This window comes from Vibrio sp. 2130-1, assembly GCF_033339515.1.
Window position 1 is genome coordinate 217,756 of the sequence record NZ_JAWOUT010000005.1, and the last position, 22,494, is coordinate 240,249.

The 22,494-nt window shown below is 42.4% G+C and carries 23 protein-coding genes; 17 read left to right on the top strand and 6 right to left on the bottom strand.

Features of this window, described 5'->3' with window-relative positions:
* Positions 1-9: 9 nt before the first annotated feature.
* From R7Q09_RS09540 to rmf, 4 genes are all read left to right on the top strand, one after another.
* Positions 10-252 carry a glutaredoxin family protein gene (locus R7Q09_RS09540; protein WP_017821808.1) on the top strand — a complete coding sequence of 81 codons (243 nt, stop codon included), beginning with the start codon at positions 10-12 and terminating at the stop codon, positions 250-252.
* Entirely contained in the window at positions 230-2,149 is a 1,920-nt protein-coding gene (locus R7Q09_RS09545; RefSeq protein ID WP_005377449.1) for an ABC transporter ATP-binding protein, read from the top strand. Before R7Q09_RS09540 ends, R7Q09_RS09545 begins: the two co-directional genes overlap by 23 nt.
* A gap of 7 nt (positions 2,150-2,156) precedes the next feature.
* Positions 2,157-3,890 (top strand): DUF3466 family protein, encoded by a 1,734-nt coding sequence (locus R7Q09_RS09550; protein WP_318070747.1) that lies wholly within the window; start codon positions 2,157-2,159, stop codon positions 3,888-3,890.
* Between the two features lie 181 nt (positions 3,891-4,071).
* Complete coding sequence (gene rmf, locus R7Q09_RS09555) at positions 4,072-4,245, top strand: ribosome modulation factor (RefSeq protein ID WP_005377453.1); 174 nt, start codon at positions 4,072-4,074, stop codon at positions 4,243-4,245.
* A 140-nt stretch (positions 4,246-4,385) separates the two neighbouring features.
* On the opposite strand, the gene fabA is transcribed toward rmf, so the two are convergent.
* Both fabA and R7Q09_RS09565 read right to left on the bottom strand, forming a co-directional pair.
* On the bottom strand, positions 4,386-4,904 hold the full coding sequence (fabA, locus tag R7Q09_RS09560; RefSeq protein WP_005390081.1) for a bifunctional 3-hydroxydecanoyl-ACP dehydratase/trans-2-decenoyl-ACP isomerase: 519 nt from the start codon (positions 4,902-4,904) through the stop codon (positions 4,386-4,388).
* Between the two features lie 70 nt (positions 4,905-4,974).
* On the bottom strand, positions 4,975-6,615 hold the full coding sequence (locus tag R7Q09_RS09565) for a Lon protease family protein (RefSeq protein ID WP_005377458.1): 1,641 nt from the start codon (positions 6,613-6,615) through the stop codon (positions 4,975-4,977).
* Between the two features lie 210 nt (positions 6,616-6,825).
* Here R7Q09_RS09565 and matP point away from each other — a divergent pair, with 210 nt between their 5' ends.
* The 3 genes from matP to R7Q09_RS09580 all read left to right on the top strand — a co-directional run bounded on the left by matP (position 6,826) and on the right by R7Q09_RS09580 (position 8,040).
* Complete coding sequence (gene matP / locus R7Q09_RS09570) at positions 6,826-7,275, top strand: macrodomain Ter protein MatP (protein ID WP_005396497.1); 450 nt, start codon at positions 6,826-6,828, stop codon at positions 7,273-7,275.
* A gap of 15 nt (positions 7,276-7,290) precedes the next feature.
* Positions 7,291-7,602, top strand: a complete 312-nt coding sequence (locus R7Q09_RS09575; protein WP_005377468.1) for a DUF3634 family protein — start codon at positions 7,291-7,293, stop codon at positions 7,600-7,602.
* A gap of 114 nt (positions 7,603-7,716) precedes the next feature.
* Positions 7,717-8,040: a hypothetical protein gene (locus R7Q09_RS09580; RefSeq protein ID WP_318070746.1), complete on the top strand. Its 324-nt coding sequence runs from the start codon at positions 7,717-7,719 to the stop codon at positions 8,038-8,040.
* A 644-nt stretch (positions 8,041-8,684) separates the two neighbouring features.
* Here the strand turns inward: R7Q09_RS09580 and R7Q09_RS09585 are convergent.
* The 3 genes from R7Q09_RS09585 to R7Q09_RS09595 all read right to left on the bottom strand — a co-directional run bounded on the left by R7Q09_RS09585 (position 8,685) and on the right by R7Q09_RS09595 (position 12,047).
* Positions 8,685-10,406, bottom strand: coding sequence for an ATP-binding protein (locus tag R7Q09_RS09585; protein ID WP_005377471.1), 1,722 nt, complete (start codon positions 10,404-10,406; stop codon positions 8,685-8,687).
* On the bottom strand, positions 10,396-11,577 hold the full coding sequence (locus R7Q09_RS09590) for an FIST signal transduction protein (RefSeq protein WP_005377472.1): 1,182 nt from the start codon (positions 11,575-11,577) through the stop codon (positions 10,396-10,398). Before R7Q09_RS09590 ends, R7Q09_RS09585 begins: the two co-directional genes overlap by 11 nt.
* Before the next feature lie 113 nt (positions 11,578-11,690).
* Positions 11,691-12,047, bottom strand: a complete 357-nt coding sequence (locus R7Q09_RS09595) for a hypothetical protein (RefSeq protein ID WP_005377473.1) — start codon at positions 12,045-12,047, stop codon at positions 11,691-11,693.
* Between the two features lie 257 nt (positions 12,048-12,304).
* Here R7Q09_RS09595 and ccoN point away from each other — a divergent pair, with 257 nt between their 5' ends.
* The 10 genes from ccoN to uspE all read left to right on the top strand — a co-directional run bounded on the left by ccoN (position 12,305) and on the right by uspE (position 21,306).
* Positions 12,305-13,732 (top strand): cytochrome-c oxidase, cbb3-type subunit I, encoded by a 1,428-nt coding sequence (gene ccoN, locus R7Q09_RS09600; protein ID WP_005396488.1) that lies wholly within the window; start codon positions 12,305-12,307, stop codon positions 13,730-13,732.
* A 12-nt stretch (positions 13,733-13,744) separates the two neighbouring features.
* Positions 13,745-14,365 (top strand): cytochrome-c oxidase, cbb3-type subunit II, encoded by a 621-nt coding sequence (gene ccoO, locus R7Q09_RS09605; RefSeq protein WP_005377475.1) that lies wholly within the window; start codon positions 13,745-13,747, stop codon positions 14,363-14,365.
* A 9-nt stretch (positions 14,366-14,374) separates the two neighbouring features.
* Positions 14,375-14,548 (top strand): cbb3-type cytochrome oxidase subunit 3, encoded by a 174-nt coding sequence (locus tag R7Q09_RS09610; RefSeq protein WP_005377485.1) that lies wholly within the window; start codon positions 14,375-14,377, stop codon positions 14,546-14,548.
* Positions 14,548-15,522 (top strand): cytochrome-c oxidase, cbb3-type subunit III, encoded by a 975-nt coding sequence (ccoP, locus tag R7Q09_RS09615; RefSeq protein WP_005377487.1) that lies wholly within the window; start codon positions 14,548-14,550, stop codon positions 15,520-15,522. The genes R7Q09_RS09610 and ccoP overlap by 1 nt, the downstream gene beginning before the upstream one ends.
* A 105-nt stretch (positions 15,523-15,627) precedes the next feature.
* Positions 15,628-16,104 (top strand): FixH family protein, encoded by a 477-nt coding sequence (locus R7Q09_RS09620; protein ID WP_005377489.1) that lies wholly within the window; start codon positions 15,628-15,630, stop codon positions 16,102-16,104.
* Positions 16,105-16,108: 4 nt separating this feature from the next.
* Entirely contained in the window at positions 16,109-18,472 is a 2,364-nt protein-coding gene (locus R7Q09_RS09625) for a heavy metal translocating P-type ATPase (RefSeq protein ID WP_064353934.1), read from the top strand.
* Positions 18,473-18,487: 15 nt separating this feature from the next.
* Positions 18,488-18,652, top strand: a complete 165-nt coding sequence (ccoS, locus tag R7Q09_RS09630; protein ID WP_005377493.1) for a cbb3-type cytochrome oxidase assembly protein CcoS — start codon at positions 18,488-18,490, stop codon at positions 18,650-18,652.
* A gap of 8 nt (positions 18,653-18,660) precedes the next feature.
* A complete protein-coding gene (locus R7Q09_RS09635; RefSeq protein ID WP_064353933.1) occupies positions 18,661-19,341 on the top strand; it encodes a sulfite exporter TauE/SafE family protein in 681 nt (226 codons plus the stop codon).
* Positions 19,342-19,431: 90 nt separating this feature from the next.
* Positions 19,432-20,178, top strand: a complete 747-nt coding sequence (locus tag R7Q09_RS09640) for an FNR family transcription factor (RefSeq protein ID WP_005377497.1) — start codon at positions 19,432-19,434, stop codon at positions 20,176-20,178.
* A 180-nt stretch (positions 20,179-20,358) separates the two neighbouring features.
* Positions 20,359-21,306 (top strand): universal stress protein UspE, encoded by a 948-nt coding sequence (gene uspE / locus R7Q09_RS09645; RefSeq protein WP_005377500.1) that lies wholly within the window; start codon positions 20,359-20,361, stop codon positions 21,304-21,306.
* A 140-nt stretch (positions 21,307-21,446) separates the two neighbouring features.
* On the opposite strand, the gene ttcA is transcribed toward uspE, so the two are convergent.
* Entirely contained in the window at positions 21,447-22,340 is an 894-nt protein-coding gene (ttcA, locus tag R7Q09_RS09650; RefSeq protein WP_005377502.1) for a tRNA 2-thiocytidine(32) synthetase TtcA, read from the bottom strand.
* Positions 22,341-22,494: the final 154 nt, after the last annotated feature.

Genomic DNA, 22,494 nt, shown 5'->3' on the forward strand with positions numbered 1-22,494 from the left:
GATTAATACGTGCTGATATTGTATAGCACGGAGGGATGCCATCTTTGTGAGATGGCATTTGCTCTAGTAGACCAAGTCGGTTTGGCCGAGCAAACAGATATCATTGATATTGCGTTCGATGATGTACTATTTTCTCGTTACGGCGTCACAATACCCGTATTAAAATATCAAGATTCTGAGTTGAACTGGCCGTTTGACTTAGAACAACTCACACATTGGTTGGATAATAATGGCATTACTTACCATTCATAACGCACAACTTGCATTTGGTGACCACCCATTGCTAGACAAAGCGGAGTTCGCTCTTCAAGAAAACGAACGCGTTTGTTTAGTTGGTCGTAACGGAGCAGGTAAGTCCACGTTAATGAAAGTGCTTGCCGGCGACATTTTGTTGGATGATGGCAAGATTCAAATAACTCAAGACGTAGTAGTTTCTCGGCTTGAACAAGATCCACCGCGCAATCAAGAGGGTACGGTTTACGAATACGTATCTGGCGGTTTGGCTGAAATCGGCGAACAATTGAAGATCTATCACGATCTTCTCGATCTTGTTGCTCAAGACCCAAGTGAGAAGAACATTAACCGTTTGGCGAAAGTTCAAGAGCAACTTGATCATTCTAACGCTTGGCGCTTTGATGACCGTGTTAAGAACGTACTTGGCGCTTTAAAACTAAGCCCAGAAACCAAACTGACCGATCTATCCGGTGGCTGGCAACGTAAAGCTGCTTTAGCTCGTGCGCTGGTTTGTGATCCTGATGTATTGCTTCTTGATGAGCCAACAAACCATCTCGATGTGACAACGATCGAATGGTTAGAGAACTTCTTAAAAGACTTCAAAGGCTCGATCATCTTTATTTCTCACGACCGTGCATTCATCAAGTCGATGGCGACACGCATCGTCGACTTAGATCGCGGTCAATTAGCTTCTTTCCCTGGTAATTACGAACAGTATTTGAATGACAAAGAAGAAATGCTTCGCGTCGAAGAAATGCAAAATGCTGAGTTCGATAAGAAACTAGCTCAGGAAGAAGTGTGGATTCGTCAAGGCATTAAAGCACGTCGTACTCGTAATGAAGGCCGTGTTCGAGCCCTTAAAAAACTTCGTGAAGAGCGTCGTGACCGTCGTGAAGTTCAAGGTAAAGTTAACCTAAACATCGATGATGCTTCTCGTTCAGGTAAGATTGTATTTGAAGCAGAAAATGTATCTTTTGCTTACGAAGGCAAGACAATTGTCGACGACTTTAGCTTTAACATCATGCGTGGTGACCGTATTGCACTTATCGGACCAAATGGCTGCGGTAAGAGTACGGTACTTAAATTGCTACTAGGGCAATTGGAAGCGCAGTCTGGTCGTTTACACTGCGGAACAAAATTAGAAGTCGCGTACTTTGATCAGTACCGAGAGATTTTGGATCCAGAAAAGACAGTGATCGATAACTTAGCGGATGGGAAACAAGAAGTAATGGTTGGGGGACGTCAGCGTCATGCGCTGAGTTATCTCCAAGACTTCTTATTTGCACCTAAGCGCGCCAGAACCCCGGTTAAGGCACTTTCCGGTGGTGAGAAAAACCGATTATTGCTAGCCCGTATCTTGTTGAAACCAAACAACTTACTTATTCTTGATGAACCAACTAACGATTTGGATATCGAAACGTTGGAACTTTTAGAAGAAATGCTTGCCAATTATCAGGGTACATTATTGTTAGTGAGTCACGACCGTGAGTTCGTAGACAACACAGTAACAACCAGCTGGATTTTTGAGGGTAACGGTATAATCGAAGAGTTCGTTGGTGGTTATCATGATGCTAAACAGCAGCGTGACCAAGTTCTTGCTTCGCGCAGTCAGGTTGAAAAACCAACGAAGAAAGAGAAAGTGGTTGAGGAAACTCCCAAAACTACGCAACCTAAGAACAATTCGAAGAAGTTATCGTATAAGCTGCAAAGAGAATTAGAGGCTCTACCAGCTAAACTTGAACAATTAGAGTCGGATATCGAGAGCCTTCAGGAGCAAGTGAACGATCCAGAGTTCTTTGCTAAACCTGTAGAGCAAACTCAGCCGGTATTGGAACAGCTTGCTGCACTAGAGCAGGAGTTGGAAATCGCATTCGAGAGATGGGAAGAACTCGAAGCAATGCAACAGGATAGTTAAGAATTCAATGAATTGTAGTAATAAATTCAAATTGACCGCCATTGCAATGATGGTTGGTACCACAATGAACGCACAAGCGGCATTGTATCAAGTTGTTGAGGTTTCACCTCAGGATCATGGTTCAAACGGTGACTACCAAACGGCTTACGGGGTTGCAATTCAACAGGGCGATGCAGGTACAGATCCTTCAACAGGTTCACCTTTCACTTTAGGCTGCTTTGATGCAGCAGCAAACTGCACGCCAGAGCAGTTTAAACTTGCAATGGAAACTCGCACTACGCCGATTTCAGCGACACAAGCCGTGGATGGGAACAGCTATCGTGAAGAAATCCCATTCGGATTAGACGCTGGCTTTTATTACATCCAAGAACTCAAAGACTTTGAGCGTTACTGTTACAACCAGCTTCGCTATTCCACCTGTGACTCATGGGCTTCAGTAAACTGGACGCCGTGGAATAAAGAACGTAGTAAAGACTTTACTTCTAATGCGTTAGCGTTCATAGAAGAAGATTCTGCTGCTTATAAAAATGAATATAACAATGTTATCAACCAGCTTACCGAGGGTGGTGCAGCTGTCGGTAATCAGAGTAAAGTTAGCACAGAAAATACTTCTACATTAGAAACACGAAATACCGTAGTTGCACCAGTAGAGCCAAATATTCTTACTGGCGATGGTGACGCAAGTGTTGTGCAAAGCCATGCTTGGAGCACAGACGGCAATTTTACTGTTGGCAGTGTTTCTCGAACAGCAAGCAATACCAATGGATCTCACCACACATCAAAAGCAGCGATTTGGGATCAAAGCGGAACCGTCAGTGAATTGGCTTGGCCAAGTGGCACATCTAAAGATGGAGAAAGGTTAGCTCAAGGGAGCATGCGTGACCTTGTCACTGATGGAACTACGGTCTATGGCGTAGGTTACAACACTTACAGTGATGATAACTACCTGAATGCGACTGTTTTTGTCGGAACTCTAGAAGCCGAAGGTAGCGTTGAAAACGCAACTTGGAAAAACAAAGTTGTTGTAGGAGCTAGACAGCGCGAGGGTGATGATACGGTTCATACAAACTCACGATTAACCGACGTTAACTCTAATTTTGTTGCTATTGGTGAAGCAAAACGTTCGGGCGGATACTTAATGCCAACGGGCTCTGCTCCGAATCGTCTCTTTATCGTAGATGATGTTCGTAAGGATTCTATTAGCGCTTTTTACCCAACTACTGGCATTTTCTTTAGCGGTGCGGGCGGTAAGATGGGCGGTATCAACTCTTACAATGAAATCGTCGGGCAACTTGATGCGGAAACGACTCGTGAAGACGATGGCAAGCCACGTCGTAAGCGCGGTTTTATCTATCCATATAGCGTAGGTGGCGAGACTAGTGAACGTGCTGCAACATTATTCAATGGAAAAGCTTGGTTCCTAGACAGTTTGACTAATGGCGGTGATTACTCTGAACAAAACAATCAGTTCCGTATTATCGACGCAACTGATATCAATGATGCAGGTGTGATCTCTGGTACTGCTATGAAATGTGCAGGTGGTTATAGCACAACAGCAAACAATGCGACATGTAGCTCTGAAGAGCAAATTGTAGCAGTCAAACTAGTACCTATTGCTGACGCAACTAAGGACGACATCGTATCTCGAAGCATTGACTCAACGACGACAGAGCGTCAAGGTGCAGGCCTTGGTTGGTTAGCTTTGACCATGCTTGGATTGTTTGGGTTCCGTAGAAAATAGTTAAAAATCGTCAGTAATTTTTAAATCAAGCAGAGGCTCACACATTTGAGTCTCTGCTTTTTTTATGCCTTGAGAAATTGCCTACTTTGATCGATTCTTATAAGTGGAGTCATAAAAACTCCATCAAAGTTTCACAATAACAGCTGTACGTTAGTAAATGGACCTGTATGAGGAATTAACTATGAAGAGACAAAAGCGTGATCGCCTAGAACGAGCTCAATCTCAAGGCTACAAAGCTGGGTTGAATGGAAGGTCTCAAGAGGCTTGCCCATATCAACAAGTTGATGCTCGGTCGTATTGGTTAGGTGGTTGGCGTGATGCCAGAGATGAAAGACAATCCGGTCTCTACAAATAAACTCTCCACATACAAAAAGAAGGATTCGAAAGGGCTCTACGGAGCCTTTTCTACATTATAGGGACATAGGGAAGTAGGTTAACACTCGACAACAAAAAGGCTCCTAAATAGGAGCCTTAATAAATCGATTAAAATCGTGATTAGAAGCTTGAAGTGTCTTGGAACAAGCCAACTTTCAAATCTTTTGCTACGTAGATTTCTTTGCCGTCCACACATACACGACCGTCGGCCAAACCCATCACAAGTTTACGGTTTACAACGCGTTTCATGTGGATTTCGTACGTCACTTTTTTCGCTGTTGGCAGGATCTGACCTGTAAACTTCACTTCGCCAACACCCAGAGCACGACCTTTTCCTTTGCCACCAACCCAGCCAAGGAAGAAACCAACAAGTTGCCACATCGCATCAAGGCCAAGACAACCCGGCATTACTGGGTCGCCAGGGAAGTGGCAGTCAAAGAACCACAAATCTGGAGTAATATCCAATTCCGCCAAGATCAAACCTTTACCAAAATCGCCTTCAGTCTCAGACATTTTAGTAACACGATCCATCATTAGCATGTTTGGCGCAGGAAGCTGAGGGTAACCAGGCCCAAACAGTTCGCCTTGGCTAGAAGCAAGTAGATCGTCACGGTTATAAGAATCACGTTTGTTTTGCATTATCAATTACTCCAATTTTTGATAGCTGCATCTTAGTGAACACGTGTACGCTAAACAACTCCGATCAGTACTAGACAAACCAGTTTTTGATGCGCTGCACAATTCCTTCTGGATGCTCATGTCTTTCAAAGTTTTCAATACGTTCCGCTATTTTGCCAATAATGCTATCGTCTTCACCTCTAAAAGGTTTATTCATTACAATCGGAATAGCTTCATCTACGGTAGAAACGGACCAAATATGGAACTCACCATTTTTAATGCTTTCTATTACATCTTTATGTAATGCAAGGTGTTTAAGGTTTGATTTTGGCATCACAACACCTTGATTTCCTGTAAAACCTTGATGTTTACAAACCTGATAAAAACCTTCAATTTTTTCGTTCAAGCCACCAACGGCTTGCACTCGACCAAACTGATCAACAGCCCCTGTAACCGCAACTTGTTGATTAATTGGAGATTCAGATAAAGCACTTACCAAGCAACAAAGTTCTGCAAGAGATGCGCTGTCACCATCAACTTCACTATAAGACTGTTCAAATACGATGGAGGCTGAGTAAGGCAGTGGTTCATCCAGTTTCAGAGCAGAGCTCAAGAAAGCTTGCATAATCATCATGCCTTTTGCATGTAGATTGCCTCCAAGCTCAGCTTTGCGCTCAACATCGGAAACATCGCCATCACCAAAATGAATTACACAAGATATTCGTGCAGGCTCACCATAGCTGACAGGGTGCCCAGCCATATCAATAACGGTTAGGCCATTGATTTGACCAACTTGTTCCCCAGTTGTCTCAATGATGACTTGGCCATCTAAAATATCGTACACGGCACGCTGAGGAAGGTAAGATTCTCGGTAATACTTGTCGTCAATCGCTTTATCTAACGACTTGTAATCTAATGCGTGACCATCACTGAACTGGCTGGCAAGCGTTAGAAGTTGAGAGTGCCACATTACTCCTAAAGGCAGATAATGTTGATCTTCAGTAAATCTCATACCGGCTAGCAACAATCTTCTAAAACCACATTCAGTTAAGTGAGGCAGCTGATATTGAGAACATATCCAGTTCACTAAACCAAAGTAATCTGTCAAATTCTGCTCTGACAGATGAATATCTTCTTCAACTTCCGTATACATGGCAAAGCCAGAACAGAAGTCTTCATCGATGTATTCTAGCTCTGCTAACTGACTTCTTTCTCCTGTTACAATCAGTTTTACATCATAAGCTTTAGCTTGCGGTACTGAAGTAGGTAAACGAGTAGGGCTTAGGTTCAGTGGCTCGATAAGGTTTTGTTGAATTGCAGACTTTATATTTGGCCAAAGCCCTGGGTTAGCCAAAATTAGATTAGCCGGTACAATTAAGTAACCGTTATCTGCCTGTGAAATTAAACCAGGTTGGAAGGCAATATCACCACTTACATCAACACTGTAACGGTCAAATAAACGTTTGGCATCAAGTGATTCCGAAAAAACTATCGCAGCGTTAGACTGGCTCTGAAGAGCTTTACTGATGAACTCTCTATATACAGAATTATCTACGCAGTTAATGAGTAGTACTCGCGTCAATCCGGAAATTTTTGAAAAACGAGATATCGTTGCCGACATTCTCGGTTGGAGATCAGTAAAAGACTTCTTTGGTAACGAAGGTGCAGATTTTAAAAGTGCTTCGTACTGCTCAAGTGAAGGTGTTACGTCTTGCCAATTAAGTTGGTTCATTAAAATTCATCGTAATTCAATCTTGCCGACATTATAACGAAACGGACTATAACACCCTAGCACCAATTTGGTTTGCTCACGGCATTCAACTCTCAATGAACAATACTTAGACAAATGAGTGATCAACATCGATACTTCTAAGAGTTTTATTTGCCCAAGTAAACCATCTGGGTTACGCTGTCACTAGGTTATGTTTATGGGTCGGAACAAATGAAATATCAGCAGCTTGAGAATCTAGAATGTGGGTGGAAATGGAAGTATCTCATCAAAAAATGGAAAGATGGTGAAGCGATTACCCGACATATTGATACAAGCGAAGCAGATGCAGCGGTCGCAGAACTAAAACGCCTTGAACACGAGCCTACACTTGTCTTAGCTTGGATAGAAAACCACATGTCAGAAGAGTTAGATAATAAACTCAAGCAGGCTATCCGAGCGAAACGGAAACGTCACTTCAATGCAGAGCAAGTCCATACAAAGAAGAAATCCATTGATTTAGATTACCGAGTTTGGGAAAAGCTTTCTAGTAGAGCGAATGAACTTGGTTGTACGTTATCTGACGCAATTGAATATTTGCTTTCCGAAGCGTCGAGAAGTGAAAAAGCGAGTCAAAAAGTTACCTCAATTAAAGAGGATTTGAGTAAATTGCTATCTAGCTAGGATAGGGAGTGCCAAATGTTATATGTAATCTTAATTGCAGCCATCGTGATCTTTTGGTTGATCGCAGTCGATAGGCCGGTGTTAAAAGTAAAGTTCGATAATGGCCATATTAGTAACGTAAAAGGGCATTTACCTCCTTCTTTCAAACACAACTTACAGGATATTAGTGAGCATAACCCGTTTACTGGTGAAATGAAGGTGTATAGCCAACGAACAGGAATGCGCTTAAGCTTTTCCAAAGGCATTCCCAAAAAAGTTCAACAGAGGATTCGTAACGTTTTTCCGCACCAGGGCTTCAAAGCAAACAAAGGCAAGAAGCGCGCTTAATTACATATCAGTTACTTCATCATGTTAAATGGGACGCAATGTGGCGTCCCATTTTCGTATCTACAGAAAAATTACTTATCATCGAACAATCAACAACATAAACGGACCAAAACGATGAGATACGTTGTAACTTTAATGGTATTGATCTTTGCAAGTAATTCAGTTTTTGCTGACGATTCAGAAACGAACCTGTTGGCTAAAAAGATTAAGACTAAGCTTCAAAAGAAAGTAGACAATAAGTTTGATGGCTATCAAGGTTATTGTGACGTCATGCTAGAAATGGAGCACAAAAGTAAAAACGCAGTAATAAAAAGAGTAACCAGCAGTGGTGACCAAAAAGTGTGTAGGTACGTTAAGTCCAACTTGAAGAAAGGAAAACGCTATCGTTACAAATACCCCGAAAAGTACATTCGCCTCCATATAACCACAGGCTTATAAATGTTTCAGAACGCCTTGATTAAGAGCGAGTGAACTGAGCTCGTGATTTTTGGCAGATTTCGTTGCGGAGCGATTAGAGCGTTTAACTGATTTTTGCTGTTGTACGAGGCGAGTATGAAAGGCTTTTTTGTTTGGTAGCGCTTAAGTTAGTAATCGTGATGCCATTGAATGGCAAATTCAGTGAGTTGGCCATCATCACCATACATAGATTGATTCAGGTACTTACGGAAGAATACGCCAGTAAGTCGAGGACTAAGCGCGCATCAATTTTCAATAAGAGATTTGATTTGCTTCGTAAGCATAACCACAAACCAAACTAGCGATTGCAAGCCCACAGGAACCTCGGTTAAAGCCTCAAAAGCAAACAATGTTGTTAATCTTAGGAGGACATTTTAAAGTAGCTAAAACCGGACATTATTGCTTTGAGATTCCACCCCCCCCCATTGGTGCGCATTATATGTGTTATGTTAAATTGTATATTGCCATACGCTAAATGTTGTCTGAGTATGCTCCTATTCCCCTGCAGATTTTAAATTTAAGGGCCTTACTGTAAGTATTAAACATAATGGTTATTTACCATAAAATACTTAATATAGATCTTAATAATCTATCGATTGTTAAGATCTATATTAACGCCTTTTTACTTATTGAAATGACTGTATAGCTTCAAAGATATCTTGTCTTCTAACTGGCTTGGAAATGAATCCGTCCATACCGGCATCCAGGCATTTATCTCTATCGCTTTCTAGCGCATGTGCAGTTAACGCTATAATTGGGGTCCTGAGACCTTTATCTCGAATAAGTCTTGTTGCGGTAATTCCATCCATCACTGGCATCGAGACATCCATGAGAATCAAATCGATTAAATCCTCATTCTCTTCTAAAAATGTTAATGCCTCTGCTCCATGGCTTGCGATATGAACATTATGGCCAAGCTTATTTAAGATAAGCTTTATTACGAACTGATTCGATTCAGTATCTTCTACGACGAGAAGCTCCATTGCTTTTGTCGGTTGATTGGTTTCGATTCTAACTGGACGATTTTGATTACAACGAGTCAAAACTGGAATCGAAATCGTAAAGGTTGAACCAACATGCTCATCACTTTTAACGGCAATCTTTCCACGCATCATTTCGACTAAATGCTTGGTTATTGCGAGCCCCAGTCCTGTACCACCGAAGCGTCTCGTGATGGAACGGTCTCCTTGATGAAATGCCGTAAACAAGTGCTCTTGCTTTGCTTTAGATATACCAATTCCAGTGTCAGATATTGAGATCACAAGTTCAGCATCTTGCTCAGATACAGAAACTTTTACTTCACCTTCGTCTGTAAACTTTATTGCATTCCCTATTAGATTAAACAGAATTTGAGATAACCGCGTGGAGTCAATCCAAAATTGTTTGTCATTAGTGACAGTACAGTTGAGCTTGAATTTAAGATTTTTCTTCTTAGCTATTTGTTTTTGCTGAGAAATAACAAAAGTGACAGTGTCTCTTAAGTTAATCCATTGTTCATTGAGCTGAAAGCGACCTGACTCGATTTTAGAAAGATCAAGAATGTCACTGATTATCGCGAGAAGTAACTCTGCAGAGCACTCCATTTGGCTCAAAGCATCAATTTGTTCTTCTGACAAGGTTGATTGCTTCAGTATATCTAGCATTCCAAGAACGGAATTTAAAGGGGTTCTTATTTCATGACTCATCATCGCTAAGAACTCCGACTTAGACCGGTTCGCAAGCTCTGCTTCTTCTCTTGCTTTAGCGAGCTGAGTTGTTCTTACTTCAACGATACGTTGTAACTTCTCTTTGGTCTCGATATCAATGACCGCCCTTTCAATTAAGGGACGAAACCGCCTCAAGGTTTCCTTATTCTCTATGCTAAAGTGCCCTTTCTGAGCTCCAATAAGTAGGATTACGGTTTGCGTTACTTCTGAACGTATACCAGTTAAAACGACCGAGTTTACATGGCTTTTTATAAAGCTGTTTAAGTTAACAAACTCAGCGAGTTTATCTGGCTCGAACAGTAGAATGCATTCACCATTGAGAGCTCTTTGATAGGTGTTACCGTGTAACCAGGATACATTATCAAATACGCTATTAGTTGATATCAATGTCTTGAAGGGATATCGTTCACCATCACGAGTCAGTACAATAAAATCATCGAAGTTGATGTACTTTTTGAGGACATTGTTTAATCCCGTAAATATCTCATGCCGATTCTTTGCCTCACTCATCGCAGATATCGCGGAAAGAATGGCCTTGTTTTCATCGGCGAGTAGTCGTTCTCTTTGTCTAGCCTGCTTTAGCTCAACTAACGCTTCTTGAAGCGCTTCCTGTTGATATATGTCTAAGTATTTATCTTTCATAAGGTTTATGGAATATAGCCGATGAAATCATCAGGTTTCCATGTCCATTCTCACCACCAATAAATCTACCTTGCTCGCCGAAAGTAAAAGGGCAAATAAAAGGCAAATGCTCTAGTTCTTGGTTAATTTGTTCACAAACGCTATTCATGTCTTGCATTAAGTGCAACATGGGACCTGCGCAAAAGATATTTATCACTCCAATTTTTCGAGACTCTTCTAATTTTTGGTTAAAAGCGGCATTGACGACTTTTGCAGCGCGCGCAACGAGATGCTCACGACTTCCTTTCATTAATGTGAGCTCGTCACCCTCTTCTATTCGTGTAAATAACTCGATTCCACCATCTTGCGTCTCACGGATCGGATGGGATAACTTGTAATATGGGCGATCATAGAGATGACCTGCGATCCGCCCTAATGGATAAGCACTCGAGTTTGTAAACAGCATATTATCTTTACCTACTTGGTTATCCTGGTGATTTGTCCACCTTCTATAAACATTGAGCGCAGGTTCGTTATCAATTTCAAGTAAGCATCTATCGTTGGTCTTGGTTGCAACACCTTTGATATTAGTTGGTGTGTGTCCAGCGCTAAAAGCGATATCAACAGGTTGAGAGGAGTAAAAGAGAGTTAAGCTTAAACCTGAAGTTTGAGAGCCTTGGGCGGTTATCACAGACCATTTCCCAGCGATGTTATTATCAGCGGCCGAACCACCAATAATTGGAATTAGAGTTCCAAATCTTTCATCTATAGACGCAATGATTGATTCCTCTTGCCCTGGTGTAGCATGAAGTAGAATTAAGTTTGGTACCTCTCCTACACGGTTTGCATTCTCAAGGGCCATATCCAAAGCCTTGGTGACGCTGTCACCTGAGTTGTGATTAGAAATACCAGTACCATAAGCATGAGGACCTGTATCATAAACAGCAAGTGCCGCAATTACTGGGCCTGTATGAAAGCCCTGATCTGTCATTACGGCTTGACATGAACTGGCGCCATGAAAAGGCACACCAGGAAAATGCGCAAGAAACGCTTCTCGAATCAACTCGAAATTGTATTCTTCCGTGTAGTAACACATCACGTAAGACAAGTTCTGTTGTGTCAATTCGGATCTGAGCGTTTTTATCGCTGAGTCTTCATCTTTAATATGAGTAAAAACTGATTGGCAATGCATACGATTTTATAATTGGATATCACTCTGCTGTTATACCATTCCAACCAATTTTCTCTAGGTAAGAAGGTGTTAATTTCATTAATAAGTTACGATTATCTCGTGATAGATCGTATTTATAATTGAACTACAACAATGTTTTCACCTTTTTTAAAGGTGATTTTTTTCGATTCAGGCATGATGTCCCATTCTACTGACTTATGCTTCTCGTTGAGATTGATAAAATTACCAGATTGATTTAGATCAATTTTTAGAGTGCTACTTTCTGTCGTTTCGAGCGAAATTCCCATTGAGTCACGATTAATCGTGATTATTTCTCCTTCAATTGTTACATCGCATCGTTCTTTTTGTGAACAGTCAACGCTATTAACACTCTCGTGTGTAAAGGTACGCCAGAAAAATGCGCCTATTAAAACACTGAGCATGATTAAGATTTGTGCAAGTCGCGCCTTTGTTAACTTTTGTGCAGGCATAATTACTAATATCCTTGTTACAAACTTCAAACTTTTTAAATAAAAAATGATTTCCAGAGGTCCAGTAAGGTTACTACCCTGTCATTGAATTGTTAATTCAAGTATAGTGTCACGCTGAAAATGCCACTTTTTATTAAAGTCAGCAATGGAAATAAGGTGATGATAACACTTGAATTCTAGAGTTTACTTGGGTGGTGTTACGACGCAAGTCGTGTTGGAAGTAAAAGTGTAGTTAATTAGAAATTGGAAGCATGCAAATGAGCCAAGTAAAGCAGCTTGAACAAAACTACAACTATACAGTCGTTCGCCAATTTACCCTTGTGACCATTTTATGGGGCATAGTTGGTATGGCTGTTGGTGTTTTGATTGCCGCTCAATTAGTTTGGCCACAGCTAAACTTTGATACGCCGTGGTTGACGTACAGTCGCTTACGTCCACTGCATACTAATGCGGTAATTTTTGCGTTTGGTACCAGTGCTCTGTTCGCAACGTCTTATTATGTTGTACAGCGCACATGTCAAACACGTCTTTTTGGTGGCCCACTCGTTGCCTTCACCTTTTGGGGTTGGCAAGCAATCATCCTGGCAGCAGCCATTACTTTGCCTCTCGGTTTAACGTCGGGTAAAGAGTATGCTGAGCTAGAATGGCCTATTGATATCGCAATTGCGCTAGTATGGGTATCATATGCGGTGGTGTTCTTCGGCACACTAGTGAAGCGAAACACGTCACATATTTATGTGGCAAACTGGTTCTTCGGTGCCTTTATTATCACAGTAGCAGTACTTCACATCGTGAACAGCATGGCTATTCCTGTGTCACTTGGTAAATCTTACTCGATTTACTCGGGCGCAGTGGATGCGATGGTTCAGTGGTGGTATGGACACAATGCGGTAGGTTTCCTACTGACCGCTGGTTTCCTAGGTATGATGTACTACTTCGTTCCTAAACAAGCTGAACGTCCTGTTTATTCTTACCGTCTATCTATCGTTCACTTCTGGGCACTTATTTCTCTATATATTTGGGCAGGCCCTCACCACCTTCATTATACAGCGCTACCAGACTGGACTCAGTCTCTAGGTATGGTTATGTCGCTGGTTCTATTTGCTCCTTCTTGGGGTGGTATGATCAACGGTATTATGACGTTATCTGGTGCATGGCATAAGCTTCGTTATGACCCTATCCTACGTTTCCTAATCGTTTCACTGTCGTTCTACGGTATGTCTACCTTTGAAGGCCCGATGATGTCGATTAAGACGGTTAACGCACTTTCTCACTACACAGACTGGACCATTGGTCACGTTCACTCTGGTGCGTTAGGTTGGGTTGCGATGGTTTCTATCGGCTCTGTATATCACTTGGTACCTCGCCTATTTGGCCAAGAGCGTATGTACTCTGTTGGTCTAGTTAATGTGCATTTCTGGCTAGCAACAATCGGTACCGTTCTTTACATCGTTGCGATGTGGATCTCTGGTGTAATGCAAGGTCTTATGTGGCGCGCGGTTAACTCTGACGGTACGCTAACTTACAGTTTTGTTGAATCTGTAGAAGCGTCTTATCCGTTCTACTTTGTACGTTTCCTAGGCGGATTTATCTTCCTATCTGGTATGTTCCTAATGGCATACAACACGTACAAAACGGTAAGTGCACCTAAAGAAAGCCTAAAAGCTATCCCACATCCGGCATAAGGAGATTTAAGAATGAGTAATAATTCTAATAATCGCCATGAAATCTTAGAACGTAATGTCGGTTTGTTGGCTATTTTTATCGTGTTTGCTATCAGTTGGGGTGCTCTTGTAGAGATCACTCCTCTGATTTTCCAAAAGCAAACGACTGAACCTGTAGAAAATCTGCGCGCTTACACTCCTTTGGAGATGGAAGGCCGTGATATCTACATCCGTGAAGGTTGTAACGTCTGTCACAGCCAGATGGTTCGTCCTTTCCGCTCAGAGACTGAACGTTACGGTCACTACTCTGTTGCTGGTGAGAGTGTTTGGGAACACCCATTCCTTTGGGGCTCTAAGCGTACAGGCCCGGATTTAGCTCGTGTTGGTGGTCGTTATTCTGACGAATGGCACCGTGTTCACCTGTTAGATCCTCGTGAGCTTGTACCTGAGTCAAACATGCCAGGTTTCCCGTGGCTAGCTGAAAACGTTTTAGACGGTAAGCTAACTCAGAAGAAACTTGAGCTATTTCGTGATCAGTTCGGCGTTCCATACACTGATGAAGAGATCGCGAATTCGGCTAAAGAAGTAGAAGGTAAAACAGAGATGGATGCAATCATCGCTTACCTTCAGTCTCTTGGTCATGCAATGAAGTAAGGGGATCATATGGATTTCGGTACAATTCATAGTATTTATACCGTTGTACTCTTCGCTAGTTTTATTGGCATCGTATGGTGGGCATTTAGTAAAAAGCGTAAAGCACGCTTTGAAGAAGATGCCAACTTGGTGTTTGCTGACGAAGAACAAAAGACCCCTAATAACCAAGGAGTGAAGAAGTAATGACTACATTCTGGAGTCTCTGGATTATCGTGATTACTGTCGGTACGCTAGTAGGCTGTGCGATTCTCCTGACTTGGTGCGCTAAAGATAAAATGGGCGTCGAGGAAGGGGAAGACATGGGCCACGAGTACGATGGTATTCGCGAGCTAAACAACCCTCTACCAAAGTGGTGGACTTACCTGTTTGTAAGCACATTTGTGTTCGCAGCAGTTTACCTTGCCCTATTCCCAGGTCTAGGTAGCTTCAAGGGCTTTTTAAACTGGCAGAGTTCGGCTCAAACCGTTCGCTCACTAGAAGAGTCAAAAGAAGCCATCGCTGCAGCACAAGAGAACAAGCAACTAAACCAATATGCAAAAGAACTGGATGATGCCGACGCTTACTTCGGCGAAGCATTCCGTAAACTTGCGCACAATGACAGTGGTCTACGCCCAATTCCTGAAATTGCGCAAGATCCTGAAGCATTAAAAGTTGGTCAGCGTTTGTTTTTGCAAAACTGTTCTCAATGCCATGGCTCTGATGCACGTGGTCAGAAAGGCTTCCCTAACCTGACTGATGATGCATGGCTATATGGTGGCGAGCCAGCAGCGATCGTTACAACCATCATGCACGGCCGTATTGGTCAAATGCCAGCATGGAAAGATGCCCTTGGTGAGCAAGGTGTTCAAGAAGTTGTAAGTTACACACTTAGTCTATCTGGTCGTAAAGTAAATGCTCGTGAAGCCGCGGCAGGTAAAGCACGCTTCGTAGTGTGTGCTGCTTGTCATGGTACCGATGGTAAGGGTAACCCTGCAGTCGGTGCGCCTGACCTTACAGACCAAGACTGGTTATTTGGTGACTCTCGTGCAGCTGTAACAGAAACCGTAATGAACGGACGCTCAGGCGTAATGCCTGCGTGGAAAGACATTTTGGGTGAAGATAAAGTTCAGCTCGTTGCCTCATATGTCTGGAGTTTAAGTAACTCAGAGAGTAAGTAACTGAGATATTACGTAACATAGCAATAACAGCCCCTTTCATAGGGGCTGTCTTTCCTTTAAATTTAACGCCTTACATTTTTTCATTTAGCTGTTGAGAACTTTTTTATGGTAAAGCCTTGGTATAAACAATTTTGGCCGTGGTTCCTAATCATCCTTCCTCTTACTGTCGTAGTTTGGACTGTGATTACTGTGGTCGTTTTCTCGAACAACTCTGTTTCTTTAGTCGCCGAGGATTACTATAAAAAAGGCAAAGGCATTAATATCGACATTAGTAAAATGAATGTCGCTCGTGACCTAGGTCTTAACGCTGAGATTTCCTCTGAAAATAACAATGTTGTGATTGTTTTCGCTAAAGGGAAGCTACCTCATTACCCTGCTCTAACGGCCACTTTCACTCATCGTACTCTTCCTGATCGTGACTTCACAAAGCTTGTAACAGCGGATGCATCTGGTAATTACCGACTAAAAGCTGAGGAATCTATTCAAGGACCATGGTTTGTTGAACTACAACCACACGACAAGCAATGGATGATCCAAGGTAAAGTTGAGTTTCCTGCCTCTTCAACACCGTTAATGAAGTAAGCATATGTGTAAATCCTGTTATCACTGCGGTGAAGATGTACCAGCCAACACGGATTTCAAAGTAGAAATATTGGGTGAAATTCGCGACATGTGTTGTCCGGGCTGCGAAACTGTGGCGCAGACTATTGTCGATAGTGGTCTTGTATCATATTACCAATACCGCACTGCGCCTGCAGAAAAGGCAGATCTAGTACCAGAGCAACTCCAAGCTTTAATTCATTATGACAATGCGGATGTACAATCTGAATTCGTACGAAATCGCGAAAATGTTTCTGAAGTAACCCTTTCTTTAGAAGGCGTTTCATGTGCTGCTTGTGCGTGGTTAATCGAAAAGCAAGTTTCCAATACAGCCGGGTTGGTATCTATTCGTGTTAATACAACCACCAATCGAGCGTTACTAGCCTGGGATAAAACTCAGGTACGGTTAAGCGAGCTCCTTTCCGTTATTCATAAACTTGGTTACAAAGCTGCACCTTTTGAAGCAGATAAGCAAGAAGCCTCTTACCATCGAATGATGAAGCAATATCTATATCGGCTAGGTATTGCAGGTTTAGCAACCATGCAGGTCATGATGCTCGCCGTTGCACTGTATCTCGAAGTCTTTGGTGATTTAGAGCCAGAGTTTAAAAGTTACTTTCGTTGGGTAAGTTTGATTTTTGCTACTCCTGTTTTGCTTTATTCCGCTCTTCCATTTTACTTAAACGCATGGCGCAGTATCAAAGGCCGAACCCTTGGTATGGATGTCCCGGTTTCTATCGCGTTGATCTTTGCCTATGTTGCAAGTTTAGTTGCAACAGTAACTGAACAAGGCGAAGTCTTCTTTGAATCTATCTCGATGTTTACCTTCTTTTTGTTAGTAGGTCGATTCTTAGAGATGCGCGCTCGTCGCAAAGCTGCTGCAGCGAGTGGTAACCTTCTTAAGTTGATTCCGGCAATTGCTACAACGCTGGACGGTGATCAGATACCCGTGAAGACGCTAAAAGTTGGCGATCGTATTCGCGTTCTACCTGGTGAACATATCCCCGCTGACGGTAAAGTTATTTCAGGCCGTATTCATATTGATGAATCCATGCTAACGGGTGAGTCAGTGCACGTTGTGAAACGAGAAGGCGATATTGTTTATGCGGGAACGCTAAACGGAGACGAATCATTTGAACTTGAGGTAGTAAGCTCAAAGGCCGATTCAATGATTTCTAACATCGTGCGTTTACAAGATGAAGCTCAACACTCCAAACCTAAAATTGCGGAAATTGCAGACATTGTCGCCCGTTACTTTGTTGGTGTGATTCTTATTATCTCTGCTGGTACTTGGTTTTACTGGCATCAAACAAAACCAGATGATGCGTTTTGGATCATGCTGTCTGTGTTAGTCGCTACGTGTCCATGTGCGCTATCTCTGGCCACACCGACCGCACTCACTTGTGCTACCTCTAGAATGGGTAATTTTGGCATTTTACTTCGTAAAGGCCATGTGTTTGAGACATTATGTAAGATCAACCACTTAGTTGTAGATAAAACAGGCACTCTAACGAAAGGTGATATTGAGATCTGTGAAACAAAGGTACTTAGTGATCTCCCACAGAAAGATTGTCTATCACTAGCTGCAGCTTTAGAGGCTCATGCAAACCACCCTATCGCTCGTTCTTTTGCAACTTTCACCAATGATGACTTTATCGTGTCTGATGTGCAAAACGTGATTGGGTCAGGGATTGAAGGGATATGGAATGGCAAAATCGTTAAGATAGGTAGTGCTGCTTTTGTTCAAGGCAAAGAAAGTGGTGAAAGCCAGGCGGTCTATCTGTCGGTTGATGGCAAGCATGTCGCTAGCTTTTACTACCGCGACCCTATCCGAAAAGAAAGCAAAGCCTTTATTCAACGCTTTGCTGACGCTGGAATTAAGACAACCCTGCTAACTGGTGATTCTCTTTCAAACGCCCAACCAGTGGCGAATGAAATTGGTATCGATCACATCGTCGCGTCAGCAAAGCCAGAAGATAAGCTTGCATACCTTAAGAGCTTGGACGAAAACAGTATCACTATGATGGTTGGTGATGGAATCAATGACGCGCCGACTCTCGCCGGAGCTCACCTTTCTGTCGCAATGGGCGGTGGTACAGATGTCGCTAAAGCTTCTGCAGATATGACGTTACTTGGGGATAATCTCGAAAAGCTACTAGAGGCACGTTTGCTTGCACTGCGTACAAGAAAGATTATTCGAGAAAACTTGGCTTGGTCTTTGGGTTACAACCTGTTAATTTTGCCTTTGGCGGTCGCAGGTTTAGTGGCTCCCTACATTGCAGTAGTTGGCATGTCTGCAAGCTCAATTATCGTTGTATCTAACTCTTTGCGCCTGCTCAAAGAGAAATAAGTAGAGAAAGCAAACATGGAAAGTCTTTATATATTGATTCCCATCGCTATCGTTCTCGTTTGTGTTGCTGTCGCCGTTTTTCTTTGGGCGGTAAGAAGCGATCAGTTTGAAGATCTTGAACGGCAAGGGCACAACATTCTTCTCGACGAAGAAGACCAATCTAATAGTGATAAAAAGTAGCGACCTTTATGACTCCTGATTTTATCGGTGCGTTGATGATCGGCTTAGTAGGGGCCGGTCATTGTATGGGTATGTGTGGTGGTATCGCGTCTCTACTTACCATGGGCTCTTCTGCTAAAAATAAAACCACCCCTCTTATCCCCCTCTTCTACAACCTCGGACGATTGTTCAGTTATACCTTAATAGGTGCATTAGTGGGTGGTGCTATATCAGGTTTATCTGAGCTTAGTGGGTTAACGCACTCTCTTGCTTGGTTAAGGCTGATTGCTGCGTTATTCATGATCCTGGTCGCGCTGTATATTGCTAAATGGTGGCAAGGCTTACTTTTAATAGAAAAGCTAGGGCAGTATCTCTGGCGCTTTATCTCGCCGGCAGGGAAGAGTTTGTTACCATTAAAGCATCCTCTTCACGCGTTGCCATTTGGCTTTATTTGGGGTTGGTTACCATGTGGTTTAGTTTATTCAGCGCTTACTTGGTCGGCGGTTTCTGGTAGTGCGATGAACGGCGGCCTAATTATGCTTGCGTTTGGGCTCGGAACGCTACCTGCAATGCTTATTATTGGATACGGTGCCAATCATTTTCAGAAATTACAAAAATCATTAATATTTAGAAATATTTCAGCATTAATCCTTATTGGCTATGGTACGTATACCGCTGTAGGAGCCTTAGCGTTACTCGGTTTCATATAACGTTAAACTCTATTGAGGTGACATTTTTGCTACCCTTTAGGATTAAGCGATGCTAAAATATTGATGTATATCAAATAGTGAAAGGTTGTTATGATTTCTGAAAAACCTGCAACAAAGCGTATCCAATCAGGCGGTTGCGCCATTCATTGCCAAGATTGTAGCATTAGTCAACTGTGTATCCCGTTCACTCTAAATGAGGCAGAACTTGACCAGCTTGACCAAATCATCGAACGTAAGAAGCCTATTCAAAAAGGACAAGAGCTTTTTAAGGCCGGTGATGAGCTAAAATCGCTATACGCTATCCGCTCTGGTACCATCAAGAGCTATACGATCACAGAGCAAGGTGATGAGCAAATCACAGCGTTTCACTTAGCTGGAGACTTAGTCGGTTTCGATGCTATCACTGGTGACTCCCACCCTAGCTTTGCTCAAGCACTCGAAACGTCGATGGTATGTGAAATCCCATACGAAATTTTAGACGATCTATCGGGTAAAATGCCTAAGCTTCGCCAGCAAATCATGCGTTTGATGAGTAACGAAATTAAAGGTGATCAGGAAATGATTTTGCTTCTTTCTAAAAAGAACGCAGAAGAGCGACTAGCTGCTTTCCTTTACAACCTATCAACGCGTTTTTCTCAGCGTGGCTTCAGCCCTAGAGAGTTTCGTTTAACTATGACTCGTGGTGATATTGGCAACTACCTTGGTCTTACAGTCGAAACGATCAGTCGTTTGTTAGGTCGTTTCCAGAAATCTGAGATCCTAAGCGTAAAAGGTAAATATATCACTATCTTAGACCACGATGCATTGATGGAACTTGCTGGTGTAACTAAAGAATAATACACCCTAATTATTGATGTAGCTCGAAAATGAGCTACATCATATTTCTCATAAATTCCTTTCGAAAGTCCTCAAAAAGTTCTCCAAACTAAGCTACAGTAAAAATGTACGGTGAGTACTCCAAAATACTGATTTAATTTACATTCAGTATCTGGTTTTGCAATAGAAGTGGGCTTAGTTATGAGTATATACAGTAAGATCCTTGTTGTAGCTGACATCAATAATGATGAGCAGCCCGCACTTGCAAGAGCTGTTCAATTAGCTCAGAAAAGTGTATCTAGAAGCCGAATCACTTTCTTTTTATCCATTTACGATTTCTCGTATGACATGACGTCAATGCTATCAGTGGATGAAAGAGATGCTATGCGTCGAGGTGTCATTCATCAGCGTGAGCAGTGGATGCGTAAAATTGCTCAACCATACCTAAACGATGGCTTCGACTTTGATGTTTGTGTTGTCTGGCACAACCGCCCTTATGAGGCGATTATTGCTGAAGTCTATGCAGGCAATCATGACCTAGTCATCAAAGGCACACGTAAGCATGATGTTTTAGAGTCTGTCATTTTCACACCGACAGATTGGCACTTGTTGCGAAAATGCCCTATTCCAGTGCTTCTTATCAAGAATGCTGCTTGGCCGGAACAAGCAAGTATCCTTGCCTCAGTACATGTGGGCTCAGAAAACCCGACTCATATTGATCTCAACGATACGATGGTCGAGCGATTAAAAGAAATCACCACTCGGCTTGAGGCCAAGCCATATCTTGTAAACGCCTATCCCGTTACACCGGCGAATATTACGATTGAACTTCCTGAATTTGACCCAACGACTTATACCGATGCAGTGCGAGGTCATCATTTAACGGCTATGAAAGCACTACGCCAAAAACATGGTCTTGATGAAGAACAAACGATAGTTGAGCAAGGTTTACCTGAAGATGTCATTCCGGCAGCTGCAGAGCGCTTGAACGCAGCAATGGTTATTTTAGGTACCACAGGGCGAACAGGGCTTTCTGCTGTCTTTATTGGTAATACAGCGGAGCACGTAATTGATAAAATAAATTGCGACGTGTTGGCTCTAAAACCAAAAGGCTACATTAGCCCTCTCGACCCAAATACAGCAACCTAATCTCTCTTTAGTATTGCTATGTATTGAGCGCTTTCAAATAAGCGCTAATAAATCCCCCGAATACAGGGGGATTTTTGTTTGGGAACAGTTAAAGCGTTGGGTACAAAAAAGGAGGTCTAATTGACCTCCTTTTTTACGAGTTAGATGTTCGTAACATCGATGAACATCGATTCATCAATATTCGTCGAAGAAACGACAGCCTCATTAAATTCATACTCTTCGCGGTTACCTTCACGATCTAGCGGTAAGTTAACAAAGTCGAACAATTCGCGGTCTGCTAGTTGGCTTGGGCTTACGTTTTGAATTGATTTAAAAATTGCTTCCACACGCCCTGGCGTCTTCTTATCCCATTCAATCAACATTGCTTTTATAGATTGACGCTGAAGGTTCTCTTGAGAGCCACAAAGGTTACACGGAATTATTGGGAAATCCTTGTGCTCAGCGTATTTGATCAGATCTTTTTCACGACAGTAAGTCAATGGACGAATGACCACGTTACGGCCATCATCAGAGCGTAGCTTTGGTGGCATCGCTTTAAGGCGAGAGCCGTGGAACATATTCAAGAACATTGTTTCGACGATGTCATCCATGTGATGACCTAGCGCAAGCTTAGTTGCACCAATCTTCTCTGCAAATGAATACAGCGTACCACGTCGCAGGCGTGAACACAGACCACAAGTGGTTTTGCCTTCTGGTACCTTCTCTTTTACGACGGAATACGTGTCCTTATCGACGATATAGTAAGGGATATTCAGTGTTTCGAAATACTCTGGCAGAATGTGCTCAGGGAAGCCCGGTTGTTTTTGGTCTAGGTTTACCGCAACCACTTCAAATTTGATCGGTGCGGCTTTTTGAAGATTCAGCAGGATATCAAGCATCGCGAATGAATCTTTACCACCGCTAATACATGCCATTACAACATCGCCTTCTTCGATCATGTTGTAATCAGTAATGGCATTTCCAACATGTCTTCTTAGGCGTTTCTGAAGCTTGTTGAATTCTAGGGTTTCTTTTCTTGTATCTATTTGGTTCATTGCGGGCTCTCACATCGCCGATAAATCGACTAGGACTTCCTAACATGGGTTTCTTTGGGGCGTGGATTATACGAGCTTTTTACGCAGGATTAAATGCTTGTCTTATTGAGTCTTTAAGAAAAGAGTGTGAAAGATACTTTAGTTACGGTCAAAA

Coding starts and splice junctions, on each gene's coding strand:
- R7Q09_RS09545 (WP_005377449.1), top strand. CDS start 230: ATGGCATTACTTACCATTCATAACGCACAACTTGCATTTGGTGACCAC.
- R7Q09_RS09550 (WP_318070747.1), top strand. CDS start 2,157: ATGAATTGTAGTAATAAATTCAAATTGACCGCCATTGCAATGATGGTT.
- rmf (WP_005377453.1), top strand. CDS start 4,072: ATGAAGAGACAAAAGCGTGATCGCCTAGAACGAGCTCAATCTCAAGGC.
- fabA (WP_005390081.1), bottom strand. CDS start 4,904: ATGCAAAACAAACGTGATTCTTATAACCGTGACGATCTACTTGCTTCT.
- R7Q09_RS09565 (WP_005377458.1), bottom strand. CDS start 6,615: ATGAACCAACTTAATTGGCAAGACGTAACACCTTCACTTGAGCAGTAC.
- matP (WP_005396497.1), top strand. CDS start 6,826: ATGAAATATCAGCAGCTTGAGAATCTAGAATGTGGGTGGAAATGGAAG.
- R7Q09_RS09575 (WP_005377468.1), top strand. CDS start 7,291: ATGTTATATGTAATCTTAATTGCAGCCATCGTGATCTTTTGGTTGATC.
- R7Q09_RS09580 (WP_318070746.1), top strand. CDS start 7,717: ATGAGATACGTTGTAACTTTAATGGTATTGATCTTTGCAAGTAATTCA.
- R7Q09_RS09585 (WP_005377471.1), bottom strand. CDS start 10,406: ATGAAAGATAAATACTTAGACATATATCAACAGGAAGCGCTTCAAGAA.
- R7Q09_RS09590 (WP_005377472.1), bottom strand. CDS start 11,577: ATGCATTGCCAATCAGTTTTTACTCATATTAAAGATGAAGACTCAGCG.
- R7Q09_RS09595 (WP_005377473.1), bottom strand. CDS start 12,047: ATGCCTGCACAAAAGTTAACAAAGGCGCGACTTGCACAAATCTTAATC.
- ccoN (WP_005396488.1), top strand. CDS start 12,305: ATGAGCCAAGTAAAGCAGCTTGAACAAAACTACAACTATACAGTCGTT.
- ccoO (WP_005377475.1), top strand. CDS start 13,745: ATGAGTAATAATTCTAATAATCGCCATGAAATCTTAGAACGTAATGTC.
- R7Q09_RS09610 (WP_005377485.1), top strand. CDS start 14,375: ATGGATTTCGGTACAATTCATAGTATTTATACCGTTGTACTCTTCGCT.
- ccoP (WP_005377487.1), top strand. CDS start 14,548: ATGACTACATTCTGGAGTCTCTGGATTATCGTGATTACTGTCGGTACG.
- R7Q09_RS09620 (WP_005377489.1), top strand. CDS start 15,628: ATGGTAAAGCCTTGGTATAAACAATTTTGGCCGTGGTTCCTAATCATC.
- R7Q09_RS09625 (WP_064353934.1), top strand. CDS start 16,109: ATGTGTAAATCCTGTTATCACTGCGGTGAAGATGTACCAGCCAACACG.
- ccoS (WP_005377493.1), top strand. CDS start 18,488: ATGGAAAGTCTTTATATATTGATTCCCATCGCTATCGTTCTCGTTTGT.
- R7Q09_RS09635 (WP_064353933.1), top strand. CDS start 18,661: ATGACTCCTGATTTTATCGGTGCGTTGATGATCGGCTTAGTAGGGGCC.
- R7Q09_RS09640 (WP_005377497.1), top strand. CDS start 19,432: ATGATTTCTGAAAAACCTGCAACAAAGCGTATCCAATCAGGCGGTTGC.
- uspE (WP_005377500.1), top strand. CDS start 20,359: ATGAGTATATACAGTAAGATCCTTGTTGTAGCTGACATCAATAATGAT.
- ttcA (WP_005377502.1), bottom strand. CDS start 22,340: ATGAACCAAATAGATACAAGAAAAGAAACCCTAGAATTCAACAAGCTT.